This is a genomic window from Paraburkholderia kururiensis, from assembly GCF_034424375.1.
GTDB lineage: Bacteria > Pseudomonadota > Gammaproteobacteria > Burkholderiales > Burkholderiaceae > Paraburkholderia > Paraburkholderia kururiensis_A.
Genome location: NZ_CP139965.1, coordinates 6,236,056 through 6,259,700 on the forward strand (window position 1 = coordinate 6,236,056; position 23,645 = coordinate 6,259,700).

The window sequence follows — 23,645 nt, forward strand, 5'->3', positions numbered from 1 at the left end:
AGCTTTCGGCCACCATGACGTCCAACGCACTCAACTTTTCCGGCGGTCCCGGCGCCCTGCCCGAAACCGTTCTCGAGCAAACCCGCGAGGCCATCGTGGCGCTGCCGGAGACGGGCCTCTCAGTGCTCGGCATGAGCCATCGTTCAGCCTGGTTCAAGGCACTCGTGGACGAAGCCGAACAGAACCTGCGCGCGCTGCTGGGACTCGACCGCGACTACGCCGTGACGTTCCAGCAAGGCGGCAGCAGCCTGCAGTTCGCGATGATCCCGATGAACTTCGCGCGCGACGCAGGCGCGCCGCCGGAGTACGTGACCTCGGGATACTGGAGCGGCCGCGCGACGCAGGAAGCCGCGAAGGTGACGGCGCGTCGCGTGGCCTGGGACGGTCGCGCAATGGGCTACCGTCAATTGCCTTCGCTCGATGCGCTCGACGTCGCGCCCGACGCCGCGTACCTGCACTACGTGTCCAACGAGACCGTGGAGGGCCTCCAGTTCCCCGTCTTCGACAGCGCGCCGCCGGCCCCGCTGATCGCGGACATGTCGTCGGACTTTCTTGCGCAGCCCATTGCATGCAACCGCTACGCAATGATCTACGCGCACGCGCAGAAAAACCTGGGGCCCGCGGGCGTGACGGTCGCCGTGATCCACCGGTCGCTGCTCGAACGCATTCCCGATGGCCTGCCCGCCATTCTCGACTTTCGCACGCACGTCGCGCACGGCTCCAACTACAACACGCCGCCCGTGTTCGCCATTTACGTGCTCACGCTCGTCACGCGCTGGCTGCGCGACGAGATCGGCGGACTCGCGGCCATGCAGCGCATCAACGCACGCAAGGCGGCGCGTCTGTACAGCACGCTCGACGCGCTCGGCGAAGCCGTGAGCATTCACGCGCACACGCCCTGGCGCTCGCAGATGAACGTCGCCTTCACGTTCGGCGACCGGCGACTCGACGAGGCGTTCGTGGAGGCAGCGCGCGAACAGGGCATCGTGGGACTCGAAGGACATCGCTCGCTGGGCGGCCTGCGTGCCTCGCTCTACAACGCGGTGACCGAGCCGGCCGTCGATACGCTTTGCGAGGCGCTGACCGAGTTCGCGCTGCAACGCGCATGAGCGTGAGCATGAGCACGCCCACCACGCCGAACGACGACCGGAGCGCCATTCCGCAAGCCGACGCCACGCCCGCCGCTGTTCTCGCCGCTCCATGCGCGGACAGCACGCCCACGACCACGCCGGCAACGAGCGCCGACGACGCGCTGACGAGCCTCTCCCGCGCGCTCGACGCCGCGCCGCTCGACATGGACCTGCATCGCGCGATCCTTGCCGCCATGCGCGAAGCCGGGGACGAAAGCGGCTTTCTCGCGCACCGCATCGCCGTGGTGACGGCCGAAACCATCGCGGCCGGCGCGCCTGAACTCGCCGCGATTCCGCTCTACAACCTCGCGACCACGTTCTACCTGCGCGGCGAGCCCGCCCGCGCGAAGCACTGGTACGCGCACGCGCTCGATGTGAACCCGAACCTCGCGATCGCGCATCAGAATCTCGCGGCCATCTACGACGAAGAAGGCCACGCCGCCGACGCGCAACGGCATCGCTCGCGCGCCTACAGTTTGCAGCGCGTGTTCGTGGAGCCCGTGGAGCGCCCGCAACGCCAGTTGCTGATTCTCTGCTCGGGCCACGCGTGCGGGAACGTGCCCTTCGAGACGCTGCTCGACACGCAGGCCGCCTCGCGCATCAAGTACGCCATCGACTACGCCGACGACGCCGAAGATGCGCAGTTGCCGCCTTTCGATCTCGTCTTCAACGCGATCGGCGAGGCCGACATCGCGACGCCGCTCACGCCGCGCATCGAACGCTTCGCGGCGCGCTGCGGCAAGCCGCTCCTGAACCGTCCGGGCGCGGTTGCCAATACGCAGCGCCATCGCATGCCGGCGCTGTTCGAAACGCTCGACGACGTCGCGACGGCCGCGTGTATCCGGCTCGACAGCGTGCCGCCCTCGCCCGACGTGCTCGAACGCTGCCTTGCGATCGGCGCGCTCGCGTTCCCGCTGCTGATGCGCCCGCTCGCCACGCACGGCGGCGACGGCCTGACCTTGCACGCGTCGATGGAAACGCTCTGGCCCGCGCTGGAAGCACTCGCCGCGCCCTGCTATCTCACGGCGTTTCACGACGTGCGCAGCGCGGACGGCTACTTCCGCAAGTACCGCATGGTGTTCGTCGACGGCGAGCCGTTCCCCTACCACCTGGCCATCGCACCGCACTGGATGGTCCACTACTACACGGCCGGTATGGACGCGGCGTGGAAAATCGCCGAAGAGCGGCGCTTCCTCGAAGACCCGCTCGCGACGCTCGGCGAGCGCGCCATGCGTGCGATCGCCGCCATCGCGCGACGACTCGATCTCGATTACGGCGGCATCGACTTCACGCTGCTGCCCGACGGCCGCGTCTTCGTGTTCGAAGCGAACGCCACGATGCTCGTGCATCGCGAGCCGATGGACGGACCGCTCGCGCACAAGAACGCCTTCGTGCAGCGCATTGTCGATGCGTTCGAGCGGATGCAGGTGGCGCGGCTCTCGGGTGCCGCGCCGGTTCCGCAGCCGCCGGCTTAGCGCTAAGCCCGCGCCTGGCTCGCTGCCGGGCGAGCCCGCAATCCGGCGCACGGCCCAATTTTGTCGGCTTCAACGGGCCGCCGATTGCAGGTAAGGTGACGGCAGAACGCGCGGCACCGCCCCGTGCCGCGCAACACGACGCGCGCCTCACACGCATGCCGGCCACCCAGCGAAGCAGCCATGAGCGAACTCTCACCCTCCGTTTTTCCCAACGGCGCCGTCACGTTGCGCGACGCCACCGAGCACGACGTGCCCGCCATCGCGGCCATCTATGCCCATCACGTGCTGCACAGCGTGGCGTCGTTCGAGGAAACGCCGCCCACCGTCGACGACATGCGCACGCGCTTCGCCACCGTGCGCGGCCTCGGTCTGCCGTGGATCGTGGCCGGGATAGACGGCAAGGTGGCCGGCTACTGCTACGCGACGCCGTACCGCCCGCGCCCCGCGTACCGGCACACCGTGGAAGACTCCATCTACATCGACGACGCCTTTCGCGGACGCGGCCTTGGCCGCGTACTGCTCGCGGCCCTGATCGAGCGCTGCGAACAGGGGCCGTGGCGCCAGATGGTCGCGGTGATCGCGGACGGCGGACGCGGCGGATCGCTCTCGCTGCATCGCAGCCTCGGCTTCGAGTGGATCGGCACGCTGAAAGCGGTGGGTTTCAAACAAGGCCGATGGCTCGATACGACGTTGATGCAGCGCGTGCTCGGTCCAGGCGACGCGGTGCCGCCTGATGCGTGATGCGGGGTTAAGCGTGGTTGGGCGAATGAGCGGGATGGCACTGAGGCGGTTTCGGACCGGCACGCGGCCGCCCTTCAAGCGGCGCAGTTGAGAAGCCATACCCCGCGCCGCCCGGACATCGCACCCACCGACGCCGCGTTAGAATTCCGGCATGCCGAAAACGCCCTTCCCCGCCGCGCCGGCCAGCGCGCCGTCCGATCCGCCACGCAACGAATACACCGTCGACGAACTCGCGCGCGTGGCCGACACCACCGTGCGCAACGTGCGCGCCTATCAGGACAGGGGCTTGCTCGCGCCGCCGGAAAAACGCGGGCGTGTGGGCGTCTACGACGATACGCACGTCTCGCGGCTCAAGCTCATCAATCATCTGCTCGCGCGCGGCTACACGCTCGCCAACATTCAGGACCTCATCAAGGCCATCGACGAAGGCCACGACCTGCGCTCCATCCTGGGCCTCGAAAGCGCCATTGGCAGCCGCTGGTCGCACGAACGGCCGCGGAAGTATTCGCTCGTCGAGCTCGGCAGGATGTTCGGCGGCAAGGCGTCGCCCACCGTGCTCGCGAAGGCGCTCGAACTCGGACTGCTGGAACGCGACGGACTCTCCTTCGTGGCAAAGAGCCCCGCGGCGCTCAACGCCGGCGCGGCCATGGCGCGCGAAGGCATTCCGGCAGCGGACCTGCTCGACGCCGTGCGCGCGGCCCGGCCGCATTTCGGCGCGGTCGCGAAGGCAATGGTCGACCTCGTCGTGCGACAGCTGGACCGCTACGAAAGCGGCGACCTGCCGCCGCCCGCGGACGTCCCTGCGCTCGTGGACGCGATCTGGCGCATCCGCCCGCTCGGCATGGTGCTCGTGGAAACCGAAATGAACCGCGCGCTCGAAGAGGCGTCCGGCGATTACCTCGGCGCACGTGTTGCCGCGATCATGGAGAAGCTGGGGCATGGGGAGGCGGCGGGCACAACAGGCGACAAGACCGCTGCGACGAAGCGGGCAACGGCAAGGAAAGCCGCATCTCATGCAGCGGCCTCCGGAACCGCGGGCCGCGCCTCCCCCGACAAGCCTGCCAGGAGCAACACGACCAAGGTCGGACGTGGCCGCACCTAACGATTCGAACGGTCGGGTCGCCTAAGGCCGGGCGTTTCGTTCGCAAGCGGCCCGGCCCCTCGCTTACCACCATCCACGGGCGCTCCACACGCGGCCAGGGCGTCTCGCCATCTAGCGCCTCGCGCGGCTGCACACCTCCCTCAGCCCAGGCGCCTCCATAGAGTCCCCTTTCTAACCCGCTCCTTGCGCCATCCGTATTCAGCCCCTATCTTTACATCCACTGATGTAACAGTTGACACTGAATAAAAAGGAGACGGATCGGATGAACGCGCGCACCCTGCCCGCCGAAAGCGCCGCGCCCGCGGAGATCGACATCGCGATCATCGGCTCGGGCTTTGCCGGGCTCGGCATGGCCATCCGCCTGCGGCAAGCAGGATTCACCGACTTCGCCATCGCCGAAAAGGCCGCCTCCGTGGGCGGCACCTGGCGCGACAACCACTATCCGGGTTGCGCCTGCGACGTGCAATCGCACGTCTATTCGTTCTCGTTCGCGCCCAATCCGCGCTGGACGCGCATGTTCGCGCCCCAGCCTGAAATCCGCGCGTACCTCGAAGACTGCGCACAGCGTTTCGACGTGACACGCCATATCCGCTTCGGCCACGAGCTGGCGAACGCCACTTACGACGAAGCGAGCCACCGCTGGCACCTGCGCTTCGTCAACGGCCAGCAATGGTCCGCGCGCGTGCTGATCTCGGGCATGGGCGGTCTCTCGCGCGCGGCGCTGCCCGACTTGCCCGGCCTCGAGAACTTCGCCGGCAAGACGTTTCACTCGCAGCAGTGGGACCACGCGTACGACCTCGCGGGCAAGCGCGTGGCCGTGATCGGCACGGGTGCCAGCGCCATCCAGTTCGTGCCGCAGATCGCGCCGCGCGTGGCGCATCTCGACCTCTACCAACGCACGCCGCCGTGGATCATGCCGAAGCCCGATCGCGCGGTGCGTCCGTTCGAGCAATGGCTGTTCCGTCGTCTGCCCTTCACGCAGAAGCTGATGCGCGCGGGGCTCTACTGCATGCTCGAATCGCGTGCGCTCGGTTTCGCGATTCATCCGAAGCTCATGAAAAGCGTGCAGAAAATCGCGCTGCGCCATCTGCGCCGCCAGGTGCCGGACCCGCAACTGCGTGCGGTGTTGACGCCCAACTACACGATCGGCTGCAAGCGCGTGCTGATTTCCAACGACTACTACCCGGCGCTTTCGCGCGAGAACGTGGCAGTGGTGACGAGCGGCATCCGGCGCATCGAGCGCGACGCGGTGGTCACGCTCGACGGCGTGCGGCATCCCGCCGACTGCCTCATCTTCGGCACGGGCTTCCAGGTGGCGGACCCGTTTCCGCGCGGCGCGATCGTCGGACGCAACGGCGTCGACATCGTGGATACGTGGCGCGACGGTGCCCACGCGTATCTCGGTACGACGCTGCCTGGTTATCCGAACTTCTTCATGATCGTCGGGCCGAACACGGGGCTCGGCCATAACTCGATGGTGTTCATGATCGAGTCGCAGGTCGAGTACATCGTGCAGGCGCTGCGCACGATGAAGCGCGAGTTCGCCGACGCCATCGAGGTGCGCCCGCACGTGGAGCGCGCCTACAACGAGCGGATCCAGCAGAAGCTGGGCCGCACCATCTGGTCGACGGGCGGCTGCAAGAGCTGGTACCTCGATCCGCGCACGGGCAAGAACACCACGCTGTGGCCCGGCTTCGCCTACCGGTTCCGCCAGGCCACCGCCACCTTCAACATGGCCGACTACTTCGCGTGGACCCAGCCGCCAGCGGCGCGTCCCGCCACAGCCGCAGAAGTCATCGCCGCCACCACCACGCACGCAGACAACAGCACGCCCGACGTGGCAACCGCGCGATGAGCGACTCGAATCTCGCGAAGCACACCTCATAACGACAAGGCAACACAAGGCAACAACAGGGAGAACAGGAGAACCACGATGAAGCATTTCACCGACCGGGTTGCCGCCATCACCGGCGCGGGCTCGGGCATGGGCCGCTCGCTCGCGTTGGCGCTTGCCCGCGAGGGCTGCCACCTCGCCCTCGCCGACCGCAATGCCGCCACGCTCACCGAGACGGCGAAACTCGCGCGCGCCGCGGCGCCGGACCGGATCGGCGCGCCGCTCACCGTCACGACCTGCGTGCTCGACGTCGCGGACCGCGAAGCGATGTATGCCTGGGCCGACGCGACCGTCGCCGCTCACGGTCGCGTCAATCTCGTGTTCAACAACGCGGGCGTGGCGCTCTCCAGCACCATCGAAGGCATGGAATACGCCGACCTCGAATGGATCGTCGGCATCAACTTCTGGGGCGTAGTGCACGGCACGAAGGCGTTTCTCCCGCATCTGAAAGCGGCGGGGGAAGGCCATATCGTCAATACGTCAAGCGTGTTCGGCCTCTTTGCGCAGCCCGGCATGAGCGGCTACAACGCGACGAAGTACGCGGTGCGCGGCTTCACCGAAGCGTTGCGCGAGGAACTCGATCTGATGCGTTGCGGCGTGTCGGCCACCTGCGTGCACCCGGGCGGCATCCGTACCAACATCGCGCAGGCAAGCCGCATCGCGAAGAACATGGTCGGCTTCATGATCGAAGACGAACAGCAAGGCAAGGACGACTTCGAGAAGTTCTTCATCACGAGCGCCGACGACGCAGCCCGCACGATTCTCGACGGCGTGCGCCGCAACCGGCGGCGTGTGCTGATCGGCCGCGACGCGCGCGCCGCCGACTGGCTCGCGCGCAGTCTGCCCGCCGCGTACCAGGCGCTCGTGGTCTGGCAAACGCGCCGCATGCGGCGCATCGCGCAGCGCCATGCGCGCGGCCACGCTTTGGAGAACGAAGCATGAACACCGCGCGACACACCGCGGCCCCCTCCGCGAAACCGACGCAACCCCAGGGAGAGATGGCCATGATGCCCGTCCGTCGCGACCTGCGTTTCGCCCTGCCGCCCGAGCGCGCCTGCACCTGGCACGCGAAGGGGCCGTACGTGACGCACTTTTTCAATGCGCTCTCGCTGCTGTTCCCTGCAGGCGAGCGCTTTTTCATGGACTCGGTGCGCAACTATCGCGACCGTATCGACGACCCCGTGCTCAAGCAGCAGGTACTCGGCTTCATCGGTCAGGAAGCCATGCACACGCGCGAGCACGTCGAATACAACGATCTGCTCGACGCCGCCGGCCTGCCTGCGCACAAGCTCGACCGCCGGCTGTGGTGGATGCTGAACCTGTTCCGCAAGACGCTGCCGCAGTCGTTCCAGCTTGCCATCACGGTGGCGCTCGAGCACTACACAGCGATGCTCGCGAACCTGCTGTTGTCCGACGCCACGCGCATCGAGGGCTCCGAGCCCGGCTACACGCGCATGTGGACGTGGCACGCGCTCGAAGAAACGGAACACAAAGCCGTTTCGTTCGACGTGTGGAATACGGTGATGAAGCCCGGCGTGGGCCGCTACCTGCTGCGCACGGGCACCATGCTCGCGACCACGGTGCTGTTCTGGCTGATCGTGTTCGACTACCACGTGCGCCTGCTGATCGCGGACCGCAAACGCGGCGGGCATCTGCGCGGCCTGTGGCAGATCGTGAAGTTCCTGTACGGCCCGCGCCACGGCGTGTTTCCGGGCATCGCGGGCGAATGGCTCAGCTTCTTCCGGCCGGGCTTTCACCCGTGGGACCACGACAATCGCGAGCATCTGGCCCGCATCGATTCGCTCGTCGCGGCGGTAGACGCCGCCAATGCAACCCACCCCGACGCGGTGCGCAAGGCGACGCGCCGGCGCGTGCAGGCGGCCTGAGCGTGACGGCGGTCTTGCGCGGCTGCCGTTCTCAATGCAACTGCAACGCTCGCCGTGCCGCCCGCGTCAACGCGGCGGCAAAGGCAACGGCGCAAGCCGCCGGAAAAGCGTGGGGTAGTCGATCACGAGTCCGTCCTCGTCCACGCCGAGGTTCGCGGTGAAGTCGCGAAAGATGCCTTCGTAGCGATACTCGCGGTTCAGTTCGACACACGAGTAAGCCTGCTCGGCGCGCGTCACCTGCAGATCGGGCGTGGCAATGTAGGCCACCGAAATGGGCTGGCGCTCGCCCTGCGCGAGTTGCAGGCGGCGAATGGGCAGCGTGTTCGTGAACGGCGTGGCGGCGATGTCGATATCGATGCAGCCTTCGATACCGCCCAGCCACTGGCCGTGTCCGTCGTGCCAGTTGCCGGCGCCGTCGCCGAGCAGTTCCAGTTCGCCGCCGCCCGCGATCTTGAGGTACGCGCGCAGGGTGCGCCACTGCAGGTCACAGCGCACCTGGTAGAAGAGCCCGTACGGTTTGCTGTAGCGCTGCCCCACCACCACGCTCTCTACGTAGAAGCCGTCGTCTCGCGCGTCGAACGTCAGATGCTCGATGCCCTCGCCTTCTTCCGATGTCCATCGCACTTCGCGCATGTTCCTCTCCTGTTTTTGCTGTCTCTGCCGTTCTTGATGCCGCGCGCACAACCTCGTCGCCCGTGAGCCGCCGCGCTCCATCGTAACGCCGTTGCCGCATCCGGTGCGCCCGTGTTCCGCAGGCGCCGTTCGACGCGGCCGCCCTCGCACTTCACGTACCCGCTCCAGTCGCCGCCGTATGGTGCGGCGCGGTGTATTGACGCACTTTCGCCGCATGCAGGCGGTCACACCCTTCTGCGGCGCGAAATAAAAAGTTGATGCACCTCAACGATTTAGCCGTATTTTCAGAACCCGTGTCATTGACGCCTGCGACGTGTTGGCACACCCCGCGTCGCAGCAAAGCCGCACGCATTCGCCTACGCTTACGCCGTCTGCCAAGGGGTCTCCGACCACGATGTGCAGACACGACGCACCCACAGAGCTGTAACCAGCGCACCGGCATGAGCCGGCGCACCAAGTCAATCCGGTATCGGCATATGAACACCGCACTCTCGGCTTTCGATCTGGCCCGCATCCAGTTCGCCTTTACGGTCTCGTTTCACATCGTCTTTCCCGCGCTCAGCATCGGGCTCGCGAGCTTCATCGCCGTGCTCGAAGGCATGTGGCTCAAAACCGGCAAGGCGTACTACAAGGACCTTTGCCTCTTCTGGTCGAAGATCTTTGCAGTCGCCTTCGGCATGGGCGTGGTCTCCGGCGTCGTCATGAGCTATCAGTTCGGCACAAACTGGTCCGGCTTTTCGTCGTTCGCCGGTCCCGTCACGGGGCCGCTCCTCATGTACGAGGTCATGACCGCGTTCTTTCTGGAAGCGGGCTTCCTCGGCATCATGCTGTTCGGCTGGAACCGCGTGAGCCCGCGCGCCCACTACGGCGCGACGCTGATGGTCGCCATCGGCACGCTGATCTCCACGTTCTGGATTCTCGCCTCCAACAGCTGGATGCAGACACCGCAGGGCTTCGAGATCGTCGACGGCCACGTCGTGCCCACCGACTGGTTCAAGATCATCTTCAATCCGTCGTTCCCGTACCGGCTCGCGCACATGGCGATTGCCGCGTTCATCGTCGCGGCGCTCGTGGTGGCCGCAACGGGCGCATGGCATCTGCTCAAGGGTCGCCGCGACAAGGCGGTGACGAAGATGTTCTCGATGGCGCTCGGCCTGCTGCTCGTGCTCGCCCCGCTGCAAGCCGTGGTGGGCGACCAGCACGGCCTCAACACGCGCGAATACCAGCCGGCCAAGATCGCAGCCATCGAAGGTCTTTGGGACACCGAACAAGGCGGCACCGCGCTCAACCTGTTCGGCCTTCCCGACATGAAGGCCGAAACCACGCGCTACGCCGTGTCGATTCCGCATCTGGGCAGCCTGATCCTCACGCACAGCTGGGACGGCGAAATTCGCGGCCTCAAGAGTTTTCCGCCGCAAGACCGCCCCGATTCGACCGTGGTGTTCTGGAGCTTCCGCGTGATGGTGGGCCTCGGCCTCGCGATGATCGCGCTCGCCGTGGCGGCGTGGGTGCTGCAACGGCGCGGCCGGCTGCATGAGGCGCGCTGGTTCCACAAGCTCTGCGTCGCGATGGGACCGAGCGGCTTCGTCACGCTGCTGGCCGGCTGGGTCACGACCGAAGCCGGCCGCCAGCCATGGGTGGTGTACGGCGTGATGCGCACGTCGCAGGCGGTGTCGCCGCTCACGGCGCAGCAGGTGAGCGTTTCGCTGATGGCGTTCGTGGTCGTCTACTTCCTCGTGTTCGGCACGGGCATCTATTACCTGCTCAAGCTGATGCGCTCGGGCCCCGCGTTGCCCGGCACCACGCCCGACGGCGTACCGGACCACGAGCCGTCCCACACGGCACGCCGCCCGCTTTCGGCCGCAGACGGACTCATCGACGCCTGAGCCCACAACGACAACGCTCGAATCACCCCACGAGGACACAATGGACGTCACGACTATCTGGGCCGCCATCATCGCGCTCGGCCTTTTCATGTACGTGGTGCTGGACGGCTTCGATCTCGGCATCGGCATCATCTTTCCGTTCTTCCCCGACGAAGGCGAACGCGACCTCATGATGAACACGGTCGCGCCCGTCTGGGACGGCAACGAGACCTGGCTCGTGCTGGGCGGCGCGGGACTCTTCGCAGTGTTCCCGGTGGTCTATTCGACCGTGCTCTCCGCGCTCTATCTGCCGCTCGTCTTCATGCTGGCGTGCCTGATCTTCCGCGGCGTGTCGTTCGAGATTCGCGCGAAGGCCAACCGCACGAAGCATCTCTGGGACCTCGCGTTCATCGGCGGGTCGGCGGGCGCGGCGTTCTTCCAGGGCATCGCGCTGGGCGCGTTCCTGCAGGGCATTCCGATGGACGACGGCCGCTTTGCGGGCGACCCGTTCGGCTGGCTCTCGCCGTTCAGCCTGCTCACGGGGCTCGGCCTCGTCGTGACTTACGCGCTGCTCGGCTGCTGCTGGCTCGTCGCGAAGACCGAAGGCGACCTGCAACGGCGCCTGCATCGCGTGGTGTGGCCGCTCACGGTGGCGCTGCTCGCGTTCATTGCGCTCGTGAGCCTCTGCACGCCGCTCCAGGATCCGAACATCGCCGCCCGCTGGTTCGACTCGGGCCTCTTCTGGCGGCTGCTGCCCGTGCCGTTCCTCGTGGCCGCGTGCGCGTTCTTCATGCGCCGCGCCGTGAAGCGCCGCGAGCACGTCACGCCGTTCGTGCTCGCGCTCGGTCTCGTCCTGCTCGGCTACGTAGGGCTGCTCGTGAGCCTCTGGCCGTACGCCATTCCGCAGAGCCTCACGGTGTGGCAGGCGGCGGCGCCGCGCTCGAGCCAGACCTTCACGCTGGCGGGCACGGTGATCATTCTGCCGATCATCATCGCCTACACGACGATGGGCTACTGGGTGTTTCGCGGCAAGGTGCGCCATGGCGACCCACATCACTATCACTGAGCGCGCAGCGCAGGCGGCGGCGCATCGTCAGGCGGGCGACGCCGATGCGGCAGCCCGCGCCGCCTCGCCCCGCGGCCTGCCCGGCTGGCTCTGGTTCGTCGCGCTGTGGTGCGGCGGCGTGGGCGCCGCCATGGGGCTCGGGTTCGCCTTCAAGGTGCTGATGAACCTCACGCTCTTCGCCGTGAAGTGAGCGCACCGCGCCCGCAGGCCGTTCTCTCGAAGTCGCCTGCCTGGTCTCCTGCCTGCCGCTTCAAAAAATCCTGCCGCTTTCCGTCTTCGAAACAGGCCCCGGCGTAAGCGCCGCCGGGGCCTCGCTACGGTGCGCGAAGGCGCGTGGTCACGCCACGAACCGCATCGCATCGCATCGCGTCGCATTGCATCGCAGCGAGACCATGCAGCGCCGGTGCAGGGACCACGGCGCGCGGGGGGACCGATCTTTCGTTCGTCGAAACCGTTGCAATCGTTCGCGAGCCGTGCGAACAATCACGCATCGCGCAGAAGGCGCGCGAGACGAAGCCCGTCAAGGCAACGCGGGCCACGCACGGCGCGAGAGCGCATTGCAGCATCGGCCGCCGCCATCGACGGGGAGCCGGCAGACGCCGCCGCACGGGGAGCGGCGCGCCTGCCGGCCGACGATGGGCCGGCCCGCAGCAACGAACGCAGCGAGTACGGGGAGCGGATGTCGAGAACGATGGACAAGCGCGATGCAAACGAAGCGGCGCGGCGGGCACAACGTACCGGCACCGGCGGCGGCGCAATCAACCGGCAGGGCCGGCACGCGGAGACACCATGAAGTTTCTTGTGGCCGACGACCATGAACTCATCCGCCAGGGCGTGAAGGGCCTGCTGCGCGGGCTCGACGCCGACGCGCAATTCGACGAGGCCGACAGCTGGGAGACGCTCGTGGCCGCCGCGCGGCCCGATGCCGACCACGATCTGGCCATCGTGGACCTGCACATGCCGGGCATGAGCGGCGCGGCGTCGCTGGCGTCGCTGCTCGCGGGCAACCCGGCGCTGCCGGTGGTGGTGCTCTCGGCGGAAGAGTCGCCCGACGAAATGCGCGCCGTGCTCGCCGCGGGCGCGCTCGGCTTCGTGCCGAAGCGGCAGCCAGCCAGCGTGATGCTGAAGGCGATCGAACTCGTGCTCTCGGGCGGCGCCTATGTGCCGATGGAAGCGCTCAGCCTGCTCGGTGCGCGCGACGGCGCTCAACGCGAAGCAGCACCGTTCCCGGAAGAGGCCGGCACAACGCGTCTCGCCGGCACCGCCGCGCCCACCGCGGACGCGCCCGCCCAGACCTCGCCCCTGCAACCTCATCAGCGTCATCTGCTGGAAAACCTGTCGCCCCGGCAGCAGGACATCATGCGGCTCGTCCATCGCGGCTGGACCAACAAGATGATCGCGCGCGAGCTGGGCGTGGCCGAAGGCACCGTGAAGGTCCACCTCTCCGTGATCTTTCGCGCGCTCGGCGTGCACAACCGCGCCACGGCCATCGCCGTGATCAATGGATGGCTGGAGGCAGGCAAGACGCTGTGAGCGTCGGCGTCTCGCGCGCCTGCCGCTCTTGTCGCTCCTGCCATAGCGTCTGCAACGTGCGGCGCAGCCGCGCCGGCGTGACCGGCTTGTGCAGTACGGGAATGCCTTGCGCCGCGAGCGCATGCAGTTCCGACGACGCCATGTCGCCCGTAATCAGCAGCGTGACCGGGTCCACCACGCCCGCGCGATGCAGCGCCTCGCGCACCGCCGCGAGCGCCTGCGCGCCGGTGCGGTGGTCGGCCAACTGGTAGTCGCAGAGCACGGCGTCGGGCGCGAAGCCGGCTTCGATCTGCCGCGCTGCCTCATGTTCGTTGCGCACGCCGCGCACCTCGCAGCCCCAACGCTTGAGCAGACTTTCCAGCCCGGCCAGAATGGCGGGCTCGTCGTCGATGCACAGCACGCGCCGGCCCTCGGGCGCGGCGCCCGCCGTCACCGTGTCGTCGAGGCTCGTCACGATGCGGCTCGCGTCGCCTTCGCGCACCGCGAAGCGGAATACCGAACCCCGCTGCGGCGCCGAACGCAGTTGCAGTTCGCTTCCCAGCAGGTCGATCAACCGCTTCACCGTGGGCAGCCCGAGTCCATGCCCCTGGCGCGCGTCGCGCGCCGGGTTCGCCACCTGGTAGAACTCGTCGAAGATGCGCTGCTGCTCTTCGGCCGCGATGCCGATGCCCGAATCGCGCACCTCGATATAGCCGCCGTCCGGCCGTCCCGCGCGGCGAAAGCCCATCCAGATGGCGCCCTCCTCCGTGTAGCGGATCGCGTTCGACAGCAGATTGCCGAGCACGCGTTCCAGCAGCACGGGGTCGTCGTAGAGCACGGCTTGCGTCGGCGCGATGCGCAGGGCGAGCCCCTTCGCCGCCGCCTGCGGCCAGTACTGATTGCCCACGCGCTCGAACAGTTCCGCGAGCCGGAAGTGCAGCCGGATCACCTGCGTCACGCCGCTTTCGAGGCGCGCGAGGTCGAGCACCTGGTTGAACAGCTGGTTCAGCGCCTCGACGTTATGGACGATGTGGCGCGCGGTGCGCTCGCGCTGCGCCGCGGCGTCGGGATTGGCGTGCGCGTGGGGAGCGTCGCTGACCCTATCGGCCGTGCCGGTGCCCGTTCCCGTGGCGTCGCCTGAATCGTTGAGCGATGCCGCGAGCAGGCCGATGGCATGCAGCGGCTGCCGCAAATCGTGGCTTGCGGCCGCGAAGAAACGCGTCTTGGCAAGGCTCGCCTCTTCCACCAGCAGCTTTTGCTGCGCGAGCGATTCGGCGAGCCGCTGCTGATCGACGCGCGCTTCCACCACGCGGCGAAACAGCCGTCGATAGCTCGTCGCGTAGACATTGATCGCGCAGAAGAAGAACGCCAGCACGATGGCGAGAATGGTGCGGTCGAACGTGTGCGCGCTGAAGTGGAGCGCGATGGAAGGCAGCAGCAGGAACGGAATCGACGTGGAGAAGTTGAGGAAGTCGAAACCGTTCGACATGAACACGCCAGCGGCCAGCGTAACCAGCATGACGGTGTGCAGCACCGGCAGATCAGCCTGAGTACTATGAAACGCGAACCAGATGGAAAGCCCCGGCGCGCTGTAAAGCAACACGCCGCGCAGGGCGTGCAGCACGATCCAGCCGCGCGCGCTCAACGCGCCGGCCGCGTACCGGTGCCATAGCCACAGCGCGAGCCCAGCCACGTTCGCGGCGCTGTAGAACACCATCCATGCCATGAAGAGACGCGAGGACGGCACCGACCCGTGCGGCCGCTCCGACCAGTAGATCGCGACGAGCGTGCCGAGCGAAAACCAGTGGGTGAAAAAAGCGATGGGGTCCTGCGCATAGAGCACACGGACCTGATCTTCGTCGACGGCCTGCTGCACGGGGTTGGCCCGCATCGCGTGGTCTCCTTGCCGGAGAGAGCGTCCGGCGGCTTTGGCTTTGCGGGGCTGCGGGCCCAGGGCGCTCGAGTGCGCTCCCTTGCGCCTGCGTCCAGAGGTTCTTCGCACTCGATCTGCGTTCCAGCGCGCCGTCGGCATCGACCGGCGCCGCCTGGTTTACCCGGGCAGTTTACCCACCAGCTATCACTTAATCCATATAGGCGAACGGGGGTCCAAAAACCATACTGCGTGCAACTTTCCGCGCGCCCTGCTTTGCCCCGCGGACGCCCTCGACACGGGCCTTCGCGCCGGCTTCCCCACACGTTCCAGGCGCGCCCGCCATTTCCCGATGGAGACCGCCATGAACGCCTCGACCCCCGCGGCAAGCAGCCGGCAGACGCCCACCCCCGCGCCGCGCCTTCCCGACGACACCGTCCTGCCCGACCTCTGGCGCCGCCGCACCGCGCTTTCCGACGCGGAAATGGTCTCGATGTACGACCTCGTGCGCCGCACGCTGCGCAGCTACCATCCGCACGAACTCTACGCACTGGGCGAAGACAAGGAAGAACTGGTTTCCCAGTTCATCTACGCCCGCGTGCTGCGTCTGGCGCCCGGCCGCGAAGACACCGAAGCCTGCGCCGGCAGCGCTCCTTCCAACGGCTACGCGCTGTGCGCCTACTTTCGCCGCTACCTGATCGACTGCCTGCGCAGCGCGAGCCACCAGCGCAACGTCTCGATGGAGGAAGACGGCATCCTGCTCGACGTGGAACGCCGCGCCCACAGCGTCGACGATCCCGTGCACAGCGTGCTGCTCGATTACGGGCTCGACGAATGCAGCGTGCGCGCCGCGGCCCGCACGTTCATCGCGAGCCTCGACGAACCGGAGCGCGTCGTGCTGGCCGGCAGTCTCGGGTGGTGCTCGGAATACAAGGGCGGCCTGGCCGCCGTCGCGGCCACGCACGGCGTGCCCTCGTATCACTACCGCGCCGTGAAACTCGGCGTCACCACGAAGAAGACGGGCAACGCCGCCGATTTTTCCACGACGAAAATCGGCCAGTGGCTCACGCGCGAGCTTCACATCGAGATCGAGCCGGAAAACCGCGCGGCCATTCTCGTCGTACTCAACCTGCTCGCCGCGGAATCGCGGGAGCCGCGGGGTTCGCACGAATCGCGGCATTCGTGTGATGAACACGATGAACCCGCGAGCCGCGAAGAAAGCGCCGAGCCCGAATTCCACGAAGCGGCTGCGTGACCCGCTGTCGCCGTACCGATGGCGAGCGAAGCGCGCACGAAAGACAGTGCGGCGAAAGACCTGCCCGCACCACCGCCCGGCTTTTCTTTCCGCGCACAGCGTCTACGATGGATACGCGCAATACGTGCAATACGCACCCCGCCCGTCCCGCCGTCCGCCTTGATTGCCGCATTTCCGCCAGTCCCGCAACGCACAACACGTTCGGGCGCGCCAGGGCACGAGTCCGTGGCCGCCCGCTCGACAACACGAGGTGACCGCATGGCCATGAATCGCCTGTCGAGCGCAATCGACGCGCTCGAGCCGCACTATGAAGTCGTCGTGATCGGATCGGGCTACGGCGGCGCTATCGCCGCGAGCCGCATGGCGCGCGCGAGGCGCAGCGTCTGTGTGCTGGAGCGAGGCCGCGAATTCATGCCGGGCGAGTTCCCGGCTACGCCGCTCGAAGGGCTCACGCAGGTGCAGTACAACACGGCGGCTGGGCAGATCGGCTCGCCGCTCGCGCTCATCGAGGTGCACGTGAATCCCGAGGTCAACGTGGTGGTGGGATGCGGGCTGGGCGGCACCTCGCTCATCAACGCGAATGTCGCGCTGCATCCCGAACCGCGGCTCTGGGACGACCCGCGCTGGCCCGCCGCGCTGCGCGAAGACCGCCTCGGCGTGGCCGCAGGCTACGAGCGCGCCACGGCCATGCTGCAACCTTCGCCCGTGCCCGCCGACTTTGCCCGCCTGCCCAAGCTCGACGCGCTGCAGCAGTCGGCCGCCGTGCTCGGCATGGAACAGTCGTTCTACAGGCCGCCCGTTACCGTCACCTTCACCACGGGCAAGAACGCGGCCGGCGTGGAGCAGACGCGCTGCATCGGCTGCGGCGACTGCAACGCGGGCTGCAACCACGGCGCGAAGAACTCGACGCACATGAACTACCTGCCCGACGCCGTCGCGCACGGCGCGCAGATCTTCACGGGTGTCTGCGTGCATTCGGTGACACGCGACGACGAGAGCCAACCGTGGCAAGTGCGCTATCAGCTCGTGGACCTGGGCCGCGAAAGCTACGGTGCGCCCGATCTGTTCCTGACCGCCGACGTCGTGATCCTCGCCGCCGGCACGCTGGGGTCGACCGCGATCCTGCTGCGTTCGCAGGCCGCCGGCCTGCCGCTCTCGCCGCGGGTCGGCCAACACTTCACGGGCAATGGCGACGTGCTCGCCTTCGCCTTCAATACGGACCACGAAATCAACGGCGTGGGCTGGGGCGCGCAGGCGCCCGGCGTGGTGCCGCCCGTGGGGCCGACCATCGCGGGCATCATCGATCAGCGCAACACGCCTGACGTGCGCGACGGCTACGTGATCGAGGAAGGGTCGCTCGCAGCGCCCATCGGCGAGGCGATGATGGGCGTGCTCGGCATCGCGTCCGCCGCGGAAGGCGTGCCGGTGACCGATACGGCCGATGCCGCTGATGCGGCCAACGCAGCCGATCCCGAACTACGCGCCGCCGCCCGTATCGCGCAAAGCGTGCTGCGCGGGCCGTACCACGGCGCCATGCGCAACACGCAGACCTACCTCGTGATGGCCCACGACGACGAGAGCGGCGAAATCCGCGTGGAAGACGGCCGCGCGCGCGTGGCCTGGCCCAACGCGGGCAAGCAGCCCGTCTACGCAGCCATCGAAAAAACGCTCGAAGCGGCCACGGCGGCACTGGGCGGCGACTACGTGCGCAACCCCATCTCGACGGGCATCTTCAACGACCGCACGGTCACCGTGCATCCGCTCGGCGGCTGCGCCATGGCCGACGACGCCGCGCACGGCGTGGTGGACGACGCGGGCCGCGTGTTCAGCGACGCGAGCGGCGATGCGGTGCATGCGGGCCTCTACGTGATGGACGGCGCGACCCTGCCGATGTCGCTCGGCGTGAATCCGCTTCTCACCATTTCCGCGCTCGCCGAGCGCAACTGCGCGAAGCTCGCGGCTGCGCACGGCTGGAGCATCGACTACGCCGCGGCGGGCGACGCCGCGCCGCCGCCCGCGCCGCGCATCGGCCTGCGCTTCACGGAAACCATGGTGGGCACCTACACGCCCGCCGACGGCAGCGCCCCGTCGCCCATGAGCTTCACGCTCACGGTGATGTCCGACGATCTGGAGGCGATGCTCGCGAGCCCGCAGCACGAAGCGCGCATGGCCGGCACGCTCACGTGCCCTGCGCTTTCCGCGGCGCCGCTCACCATCGCGGACGGCCGCTTCAATCTCTTCGTCACCGACGAAGACAACGTGGACCGGCGCAACATGAACTACCACATGACGCTGGAGTCCGCGGAAGGCAAGCGCTACGCGTTCTTCGGGCAAAAGATCGTCACGCATTCGTCGCTGCTGGAACTGTGGCCACAGACCAACACGCTCTACGTGGAAGTGCGCGACTGGCCGGCCGCGTCCGCGGAACCGGCGGCCGAGGTCATCGGAAAGGCCACGCTCGTCATCACGCCCGAAAACTTCCTCAAGCAGATGCGCACCATCGAAGTGACGAACGCGCCCGATCTCGAGACGCGGCTCGCCTGGACGCTGCGCTTCGGCCGCTTTTTCGCGGGCGTGCTGTTCACCGAATACGGTGGCGTGGCGGCGCCGTTGCAGTACGCAAGCAGCCTCGCGGGCGGCGGCGCCCCGCAAACGCCGCGCATGCGTCGCGCGCTGCGCGCGCCCGCGCCGCAGGTCACGTTCTTCCCCACCGCGGACGGCAAGACGCTGCGCCTCACGCGCTATCAAGGAAGCGCGAAGGAACCGAAGGGACCGGTGCTGCTCATCCACGGCTCGGGCGTATCAAGCCGCATTTTCTCGACGGATCTCATCGCCACCAACCTCGTCGAGTATCTGTGCGCGGCCGGCTACGACGTGTGGCTCGTCGATCTGCGCGTGAGCATCGAGCTGCCCGGCGCGGGCGACCCCACCACCGCCGACGCCATCGCCCGCGAAGACATTCCCGCCGCCGTCGCGAAGGTGCGCGAACTGACGGGCGCGGCGTCCATCCAGGTGGTGGCGCATTGCCTCGGCGCGCTGGCGTTCACCATGTCGATGCTCGCGGGGCTCGAAGGCGTGCGCTCGGCCGTGCTCTCGCAGGTGTCGGCGCATCCCGTGCCGGGGCTGCTGCAAAAGATCAAGGCGGGCCTGCACACGCCGCAGATCCTCCAGCACCTCGGCGTGGAAGACCTGAGCGCCTACACGCGCGAAGGGTCGTGGCCGGGCAACCTGCTCGACGAAGCGCTGCGCCTTTTCCCCGTGGGCCACGAGGAAGGCTGCAACAACGCCGTCTGTCATCGCGCGACGTTTCTCTACGGCCTGCTCTACGAACACATGCAGCTCGACGAGCCGCTGCACACGCACCTCGACGAGCTGTTCGGCATTCACGACGTCACGCTCTTCAACCAGCTCGCCGCGATGGTGCGCGCGGGCCATCTCGTGGATGCGGACGGCGAGGACGTCTACCTGCCCCATCTCGAACGTCTGCAACTGCCGCTCACGTTCCTGCACGGCGCGGAGAATCGCTGCTACGTGCCGGCTAGCACCGAAACCACCTTCGGCATGCTCGTGGACCGCTTCGGGCCCGCGCAGTACGAGCGGCATGTCATTCCTGGCTACGGGCATATCGACTGCATCTTCGGCAAGCACGCGGCCACGGACGTGTACCCGCTGATCCGCGGGCATCTCGACGCGCACTGAGCGTGCATTGACGAAGCGCGGTACGAGCCATGTTGTCATCGTCGTGCAGGCGGCAGCGCGCTACACTGCGGCCACCTGCAACAACGACGAACAACAACCATGGAACAGATGACTTTTCGGGACTGCGTGACGCGCAGCTGGACGAGTGCACGCGGCGCCATTTCGCAGATGTCCACGCTCTTTGCCGTGTGCGCGGCGGTGCTCGCCGCTGGCGCGTTCTTCTTTTCGCCGCAAATACCGATGGACGGCCAGGACAGCGGCCGTGCCATGCACATGGCGAGCCATGCGTTCGCGTCGATCGGAACGCTGCTCGTGCAACTCGTGCTCTACGGCGTGCTGTCCATCAAGGTGCACCGCTTCGTGCTGCTCGAGGAAGGCGCGCAACCCGTGCTGCCGCTCAACGGCAAGCCGCTCCTGCGCTACCTCGCCGTGGCCGTCGGCATGGGCGTCGCCATCGTGCTCGCGGCGCTGCTGCTTACGCTGGTGCTGCGCCCGCAACGGGTGGGCGGAGCCCTCTTCATCCTGATCGTGCTCTACGTGGCCTGGATTTTCGTGGTGGTGCGCCTGTGCCTCGTTTTTCCGGCCATCGCGCTGGGTGGTCCCATTGCGCTGCGCGCGGCGTGGCACGACGGCCGCGGACATTTCTGGAGCATCACCGGCATAACGGGCGTCGCCGCGCTGCCGCTCGTCGCACTCGGCATCGTGCTCGCCGTGCTGGTCTCCGCCACCGGGGCCGTGCCGGAAGCGACGTGGCTGCGCCCCGTCTCGGCCATCGTGCAGGGTGTGAGCAACGCGCTCTTCGTCGTGCTCACCGCGTCGTCCCTGTCGTGGGTCTACCGTCGTTATGCGGACGAACTGCCCGCGCCTCGCCTGCACGACAGCGGCGAGAGCCAGTAACACGCGAACGACGCAGACGGGGCGTGTCTGGGCGCGCGCGTAAATCGACGCCCAAGCCGACGCTCAAGCCGGCCCCTAAACGCGCGCCTAAACGTGCCCCGCCAGATGAAACCGCGACGCGGGGTGCCACAGCTGCACCGACGTCGCGATGTCCTCGCCCACCCACGTGCGGCGCCACAGCAAGAGGCACGGCTCGCCGATCTCCATCTGCAGATGCCCGCGCACGTGCGCGTCGGGCTTCTGCGCGTAGATGCGGAATTCGGCGCGCTGGATGGGCGCAAGCCGCACCATGTAGTGATTCGGCGTTTCCACCGTGAAGTCCTGCTCGAGGTACTGCGGAAAGACGCGCGGATTGACGTAGCGGTCCTCGTACTGGATCGGCTCGCCCTCCTCGCTATGGACGATGCGCGAGTGGAACACCGGTCCCGAAGCGAGTCCCAGCGCGTCGCGCGCGAGTGCGTCGTCGCTCGTTTCGAGCGTCAGCACGCGGGCCGTGTGCCGGTGCCCGCGCGCGGCGATCTCGTCGGCGATGTTGCGGATTTCGAGCACCGTGGATTCGTAGTGACGCGGCGCCACGAACGTGCCCGAGCCCTGCACGCGCGTGAGCACGCGCTCGGCCGTGAGTTCGCGCAGCGCGCGCGACACGGTCATGCGCGCCACGCCGAACTCCTTGACGAGCTCGGCTTCGGAGGGAATCACGCCGCCCGGCTTCCACACGCCTTCCGCGATGTTCTTCACGACATAGCGCTTGATCTGCTCGTAAGCCGGCACAGGCTGCCGCGGCAACGCGGCGCGCGCATCCGGCGTGCCGACGTGGCTTTCTTCGTTCGTGTTCACATGAGCCTCGTGGATGGCGGGCGAAGCGCCGCCGCGCAAACCGTCTTCGCAACCGGACACAGGGGACCGCGGAACCCCGCCGCCCTGCGCCGATGCGCGCACCGTGCCGCGTTCAGCCGGCATGGGCGGCATGCGGGTCGTTGGCGGGCGTGACGGACGCCGCCATGCCCGGCGAAGCCACACCGTGCACGGCAGCGGTTCCGGTTGCCGCGGGTTCCCGCGCAATCGTCGGCGGCGCGCCTTCGACCTTGCCCGGCTGCGGCCAGGTGGGCGGCGCTTCGTCGGCGATCAGGCGAAACGCCACGGCGATGTCGTCGGCGAGGGGGCGGTCGTCGCAATACGCCGGCACCTTGGCCCGCACGCGCTGCCACAGCGCTTCGGTGAGCGCGGCACGCGGCGCGTCGGTGGGCTGAAGGTCGCAGGCCTGCGCCGTTGCCAGCAGTTCGATGGCTACGATGCGCCCGGCGTTCTCCACGACTTCGAGCGCCTTGAGCGCAGCCGGCGTCGCATGGCACAGGTGATCTTCCTGAAGGCCTGACGTGATGCCGCCGTCGAGGCTCGCGGGTGCCGCGAGCCTCCGGTTCTGCGCCACGAGCGAGGCCGCCGTGTACTGCGCGATCATGAAGCCCGAACAGGTACCGCCCGGCTGCGCGAGAAACGCGGGCAAGCCGCTCACGAGCGGATTCACGAGCCGGTCGAGGCGCCGCTCGGCCATCGCGGCCACCTGAGCGATGGCGGGCGCGAGGCTGTCCATCGCAAGCGCAATCGAGGCGCCCACCGCATGCGCCTGCGAGTAGACCTTCGGCGCGTCGGGCGTGCCGGCCACGATGGGGTTATCCGTGATCGACGCCAGTTCGCGGTCCACCACGTGCGCCGTTTCCGCCAGCACGTCGCGCGCCGCGCCGTGCACGTGCGGAATGGTGCGCATGCTGAGCGGGTCCTGCGTGCGTTTGCCCACGGCGGACGCCAGCACGCCGCTGTCCGCGAGTGCCGTGCGCAGCCGCTCGCCCACCGTGTTGAGTCCGGGCGACAGGCGCAGCGCGAGCGATTCGGCATCGAACGCCGCGAGCTGGCCGCGCAGGTTCTCGAAGCTCATCGCGGCCACGGCGTCCACCCAGTCGAGCAGCCGTTCGGCGCGCGCCACGGCAATGGCCGCGAGACCCGTCACGCAGGGCGTGCCGTTTACGAGGCTCAGGCCTTCCTTCGCCTGCAGCACGAGCGGTTCGAGCCCAAGGCGCCGCAGCGCTTCTTTCGCGCTGACACGTTCGCCTTCCGGCGGGCGGCCTTCGCCGTGCATGCGCACATAACCTTCGCCGATGCACGCCAACGCGATGTGCGCCATGTGGCTCAAATAGCCCACGGACCCGAACGCGGGCACTTCGGGCAGGCAGTTCGCATCGAGCAGCGCGACGAGCCGTTCCACCACGTCGAGCCGCACACCCGAATGACCATGCGCGAAGTTGTTGACGGCCGCGGCCATGATGGCGCGCGTCTGCACGGCGCCGAGCGGCGCGCCCACGCCCACGGCGTGGCTCATGAGGATGTTGTGCGACAGCGCGCGTTGTTCGCCGGGCGACACCACGACGTCGCACAGTGCGCCCACGCCGGTGTTCACGCCGTACGCGCGAATGTTGCGCTCGACGATGCGCTCCACGAGCAGGCGCGCCGCCGCGATGCGCTCGCGCGTGCTCGCCGAGAGTTGCAGCGCTTCGCCCGCGGCGACGGCGGCAATCTCACGCCAGTCGAGCGGACGATCGGAACGGATCACGGTCATGGCAAGCCT

Annotated in this window: 18 protein-coding genes; 14 read left to right on the forward strand and 4 right to left on the reverse strand. The window is 67.9% G+C overall.

Translation table 11 applies throughout. From position 1 onward, the window contains the following. Positions 1-14 precede the first annotated feature (14 nt). The 7 genes from U0042_RS27910 to U0042_RS27940 all read left to right on the forward strand — a co-directional run bounded on the left by U0042_RS27910 (position 15) and on the right by U0042_RS27940 (position 8,228). A complete protein-coding gene (locus tag U0042_RS27910; RefSeq protein WP_114812664.1) occupies positions 15-1,109 on the forward strand; it encodes a phosphoserine transaminase in 1,095 nt (364 codons plus the stop codon). 8 nt (positions 1,110-1,117) lie between these two features. Beyond that, positions 1,118-2,605 carry a tetratricopeptide repeat protein gene (locus U0042_RS27915; RefSeq protein ID WP_157977864.1) on the forward strand — a complete coding sequence of 496 codons (1,488 nt, stop codon included), beginning with the start codon at positions 1,118-1,120 and terminating at the stop codon, positions 2,603-2,605. A 180-nt stretch (positions 2,606-2,785) separates the two neighbouring features. Beyond that, positions 2,786-3,346, forward strand: coding sequence for a GNAT family N-acetyltransferase (locus U0042_RS27920; protein ID WP_114812668.1), 561 nt, complete (start codon positions 2,786-2,788; stop codon positions 3,344-3,346). A 151-nt stretch (positions 3,347-3,497) separates the two neighbouring features. Continuing rightward, positions 3,498-4,448 (forward strand): MerR family transcriptional regulator, encoded by a 951-nt coding sequence (locus U0042_RS27925; protein WP_114812669.1) that lies wholly within the window; start codon positions 3,498-3,500, stop codon positions 4,446-4,448. A 262-nt stretch (positions 4,449-4,710) separates the two neighbouring features. Beyond that, on the forward strand, positions 4,711-6,303 hold the full coding sequence (locus U0042_RS27930; RefSeq protein WP_114812671.1) for a flavin-containing monooxygenase: 1,593 nt from the start codon (positions 4,711-4,713) through the stop codon (positions 6,301-6,303). A 78-nt stretch (positions 6,304-6,381) separates the two neighbouring features. Continuing rightward, positions 6,382-7,284 carry an SDR family NAD(P)-dependent oxidoreductase gene (locus U0042_RS27935; RefSeq protein WP_114812673.1) on the forward strand — a complete coding sequence of 301 codons (903 nt, stop codon included), beginning with the start codon at positions 6,382-6,384 and terminating at the stop codon, positions 7,282-7,284. A gap of 62 nt (positions 7,285-7,346) precedes the next feature. Beyond that, complete coding sequence (locus tag U0042_RS27940; protein ID WP_114812788.1) at positions 7,347-8,228, forward strand: metal-dependent hydrolase; 882 nt, start codon at positions 7,347-7,349, stop codon at positions 8,226-8,228. Positions 8,229-8,294: 66 nt separating this feature from the next. On the opposite strand, the gene U0042_RS27945 is transcribed toward U0042_RS27940, so the two are convergent. Continuing rightward, positions 8,295-8,861, reverse strand: a complete 567-nt coding sequence (locus U0042_RS27945; RefSeq protein ID WP_114812675.1) for a putative glycolipid-binding domain-containing protein — start codon at positions 8,859-8,861, stop codon at positions 8,295-8,297. A gap of 476 nt (positions 8,862-9,337) precedes the next feature. Here U0042_RS27945 and U0042_RS27950 point away from each other — a divergent pair, with 476 nt between their 5' ends. The 4 genes from U0042_RS27950 (at position 9,338) to U0042_RS27965 (ending at position 13,325) form a co-directional block, all read left to right on the forward strand. Then, positions 9,338-10,747 (forward strand): cytochrome ubiquinol oxidase subunit I, encoded by a 1,410-nt coding sequence (locus U0042_RS27950; RefSeq protein WP_114812677.1) that lies wholly within the window; start codon positions 9,338-9,340, stop codon positions 10,745-10,747. Positions 10,748-10,787: 40 nt separating this feature from the next. Continuing rightward, a complete protein-coding gene (cydB, locus tag U0042_RS27955) occupies positions 10,788-11,792 on the forward strand; it encodes a cytochrome d ubiquinol oxidase subunit II (RefSeq protein ID WP_114812679.1) in 1,005 nt (334 codons plus the stop codon). Then, positions 11,767-11,982, forward strand: a complete 216-nt coding sequence (locus U0042_RS27960; protein ID WP_114812680.1) for a hypothetical protein — start codon at positions 11,767-11,769, stop codon at positions 11,980-11,982. Before cydB ends, U0042_RS27960 begins: the two co-directional genes overlap by 26 nt. A gap of 599 nt (positions 11,983-12,581) precedes the next feature. After that, a complete protein-coding gene (locus tag U0042_RS27965) occupies positions 12,582-13,325 on the forward strand; it encodes a response regulator transcription factor (protein WP_114812682.1) in 744 nt (247 codons plus the stop codon). Here the strand turns inward: U0042_RS27965 and U0042_RS27970 are convergent. Beyond that, entirely contained in the window at positions 13,291-15,195 is a 1,905-nt protein-coding gene (locus U0042_RS27970; RefSeq protein ID WP_114812684.1) for a hybrid sensor histidine kinase/response regulator, read from the reverse strand. The two genes, U0042_RS27965 and U0042_RS27970, sit on opposite strands and share 35 nt — an antisense overlap. A gap of 343 nt (positions 15,196-15,538) precedes the next feature. On the opposite strand from U0042_RS27970, the gene U0042_RS27975 reads away from it, so the two are divergent. From U0042_RS27975 to U0042_RS27985, 3 genes are all read left to right on the forward strand, one after another. Next, complete coding sequence (locus U0042_RS27975; RefSeq protein ID WP_114812686.1) at positions 15,539-16,429, forward strand: hypothetical protein; 891 nt, start codon at positions 15,539-15,541, stop codon at positions 16,427-16,429. A gap of 264 nt (positions 16,430-16,693) precedes the next feature. Continuing rightward, positions 16,694-20,128, forward strand: a complete 3,435-nt coding sequence (locus U0042_RS27980; RefSeq protein WP_114812790.1) for an alpha/beta fold hydrolase — start codon at positions 16,694-16,696, stop codon at positions 20,126-20,128. 99 nt (positions 20,129-20,227) lie between these two features. Further along, positions 20,228-21,025, forward strand: coding sequence for a hypothetical protein (locus U0042_RS27985; protein WP_114812688.1), 798 nt, complete (start codon positions 20,228-20,230; stop codon positions 21,023-21,025). A gap of 87 nt (positions 21,026-21,112) precedes the next feature. Here U0042_RS27985 and hutC read toward each other — a convergent pair whose 3' ends face one another. Continuing rightward, positions 21,113-21,994, reverse strand: coding sequence for a histidine utilization repressor (hutC, locus tag U0042_RS27990; RefSeq protein WP_114812690.1), 882 nt, complete (start codon positions 21,992-21,994; stop codon positions 21,113-21,115). Then, complete coding sequence (locus U0042_RS27995; protein WP_114812692.1) at positions 21,975-23,636, reverse strand: HAL/PAL/TAL family ammonia-lyase; 1,662 nt, start codon at positions 23,634-23,636, stop codon at positions 21,975-21,977. The genes hutC and U0042_RS27995 overlap by 20 nt, the downstream gene beginning before the upstream one ends. Between the last annotated feature and the right edge of the window lie 9 nt (positions 23,637-23,645).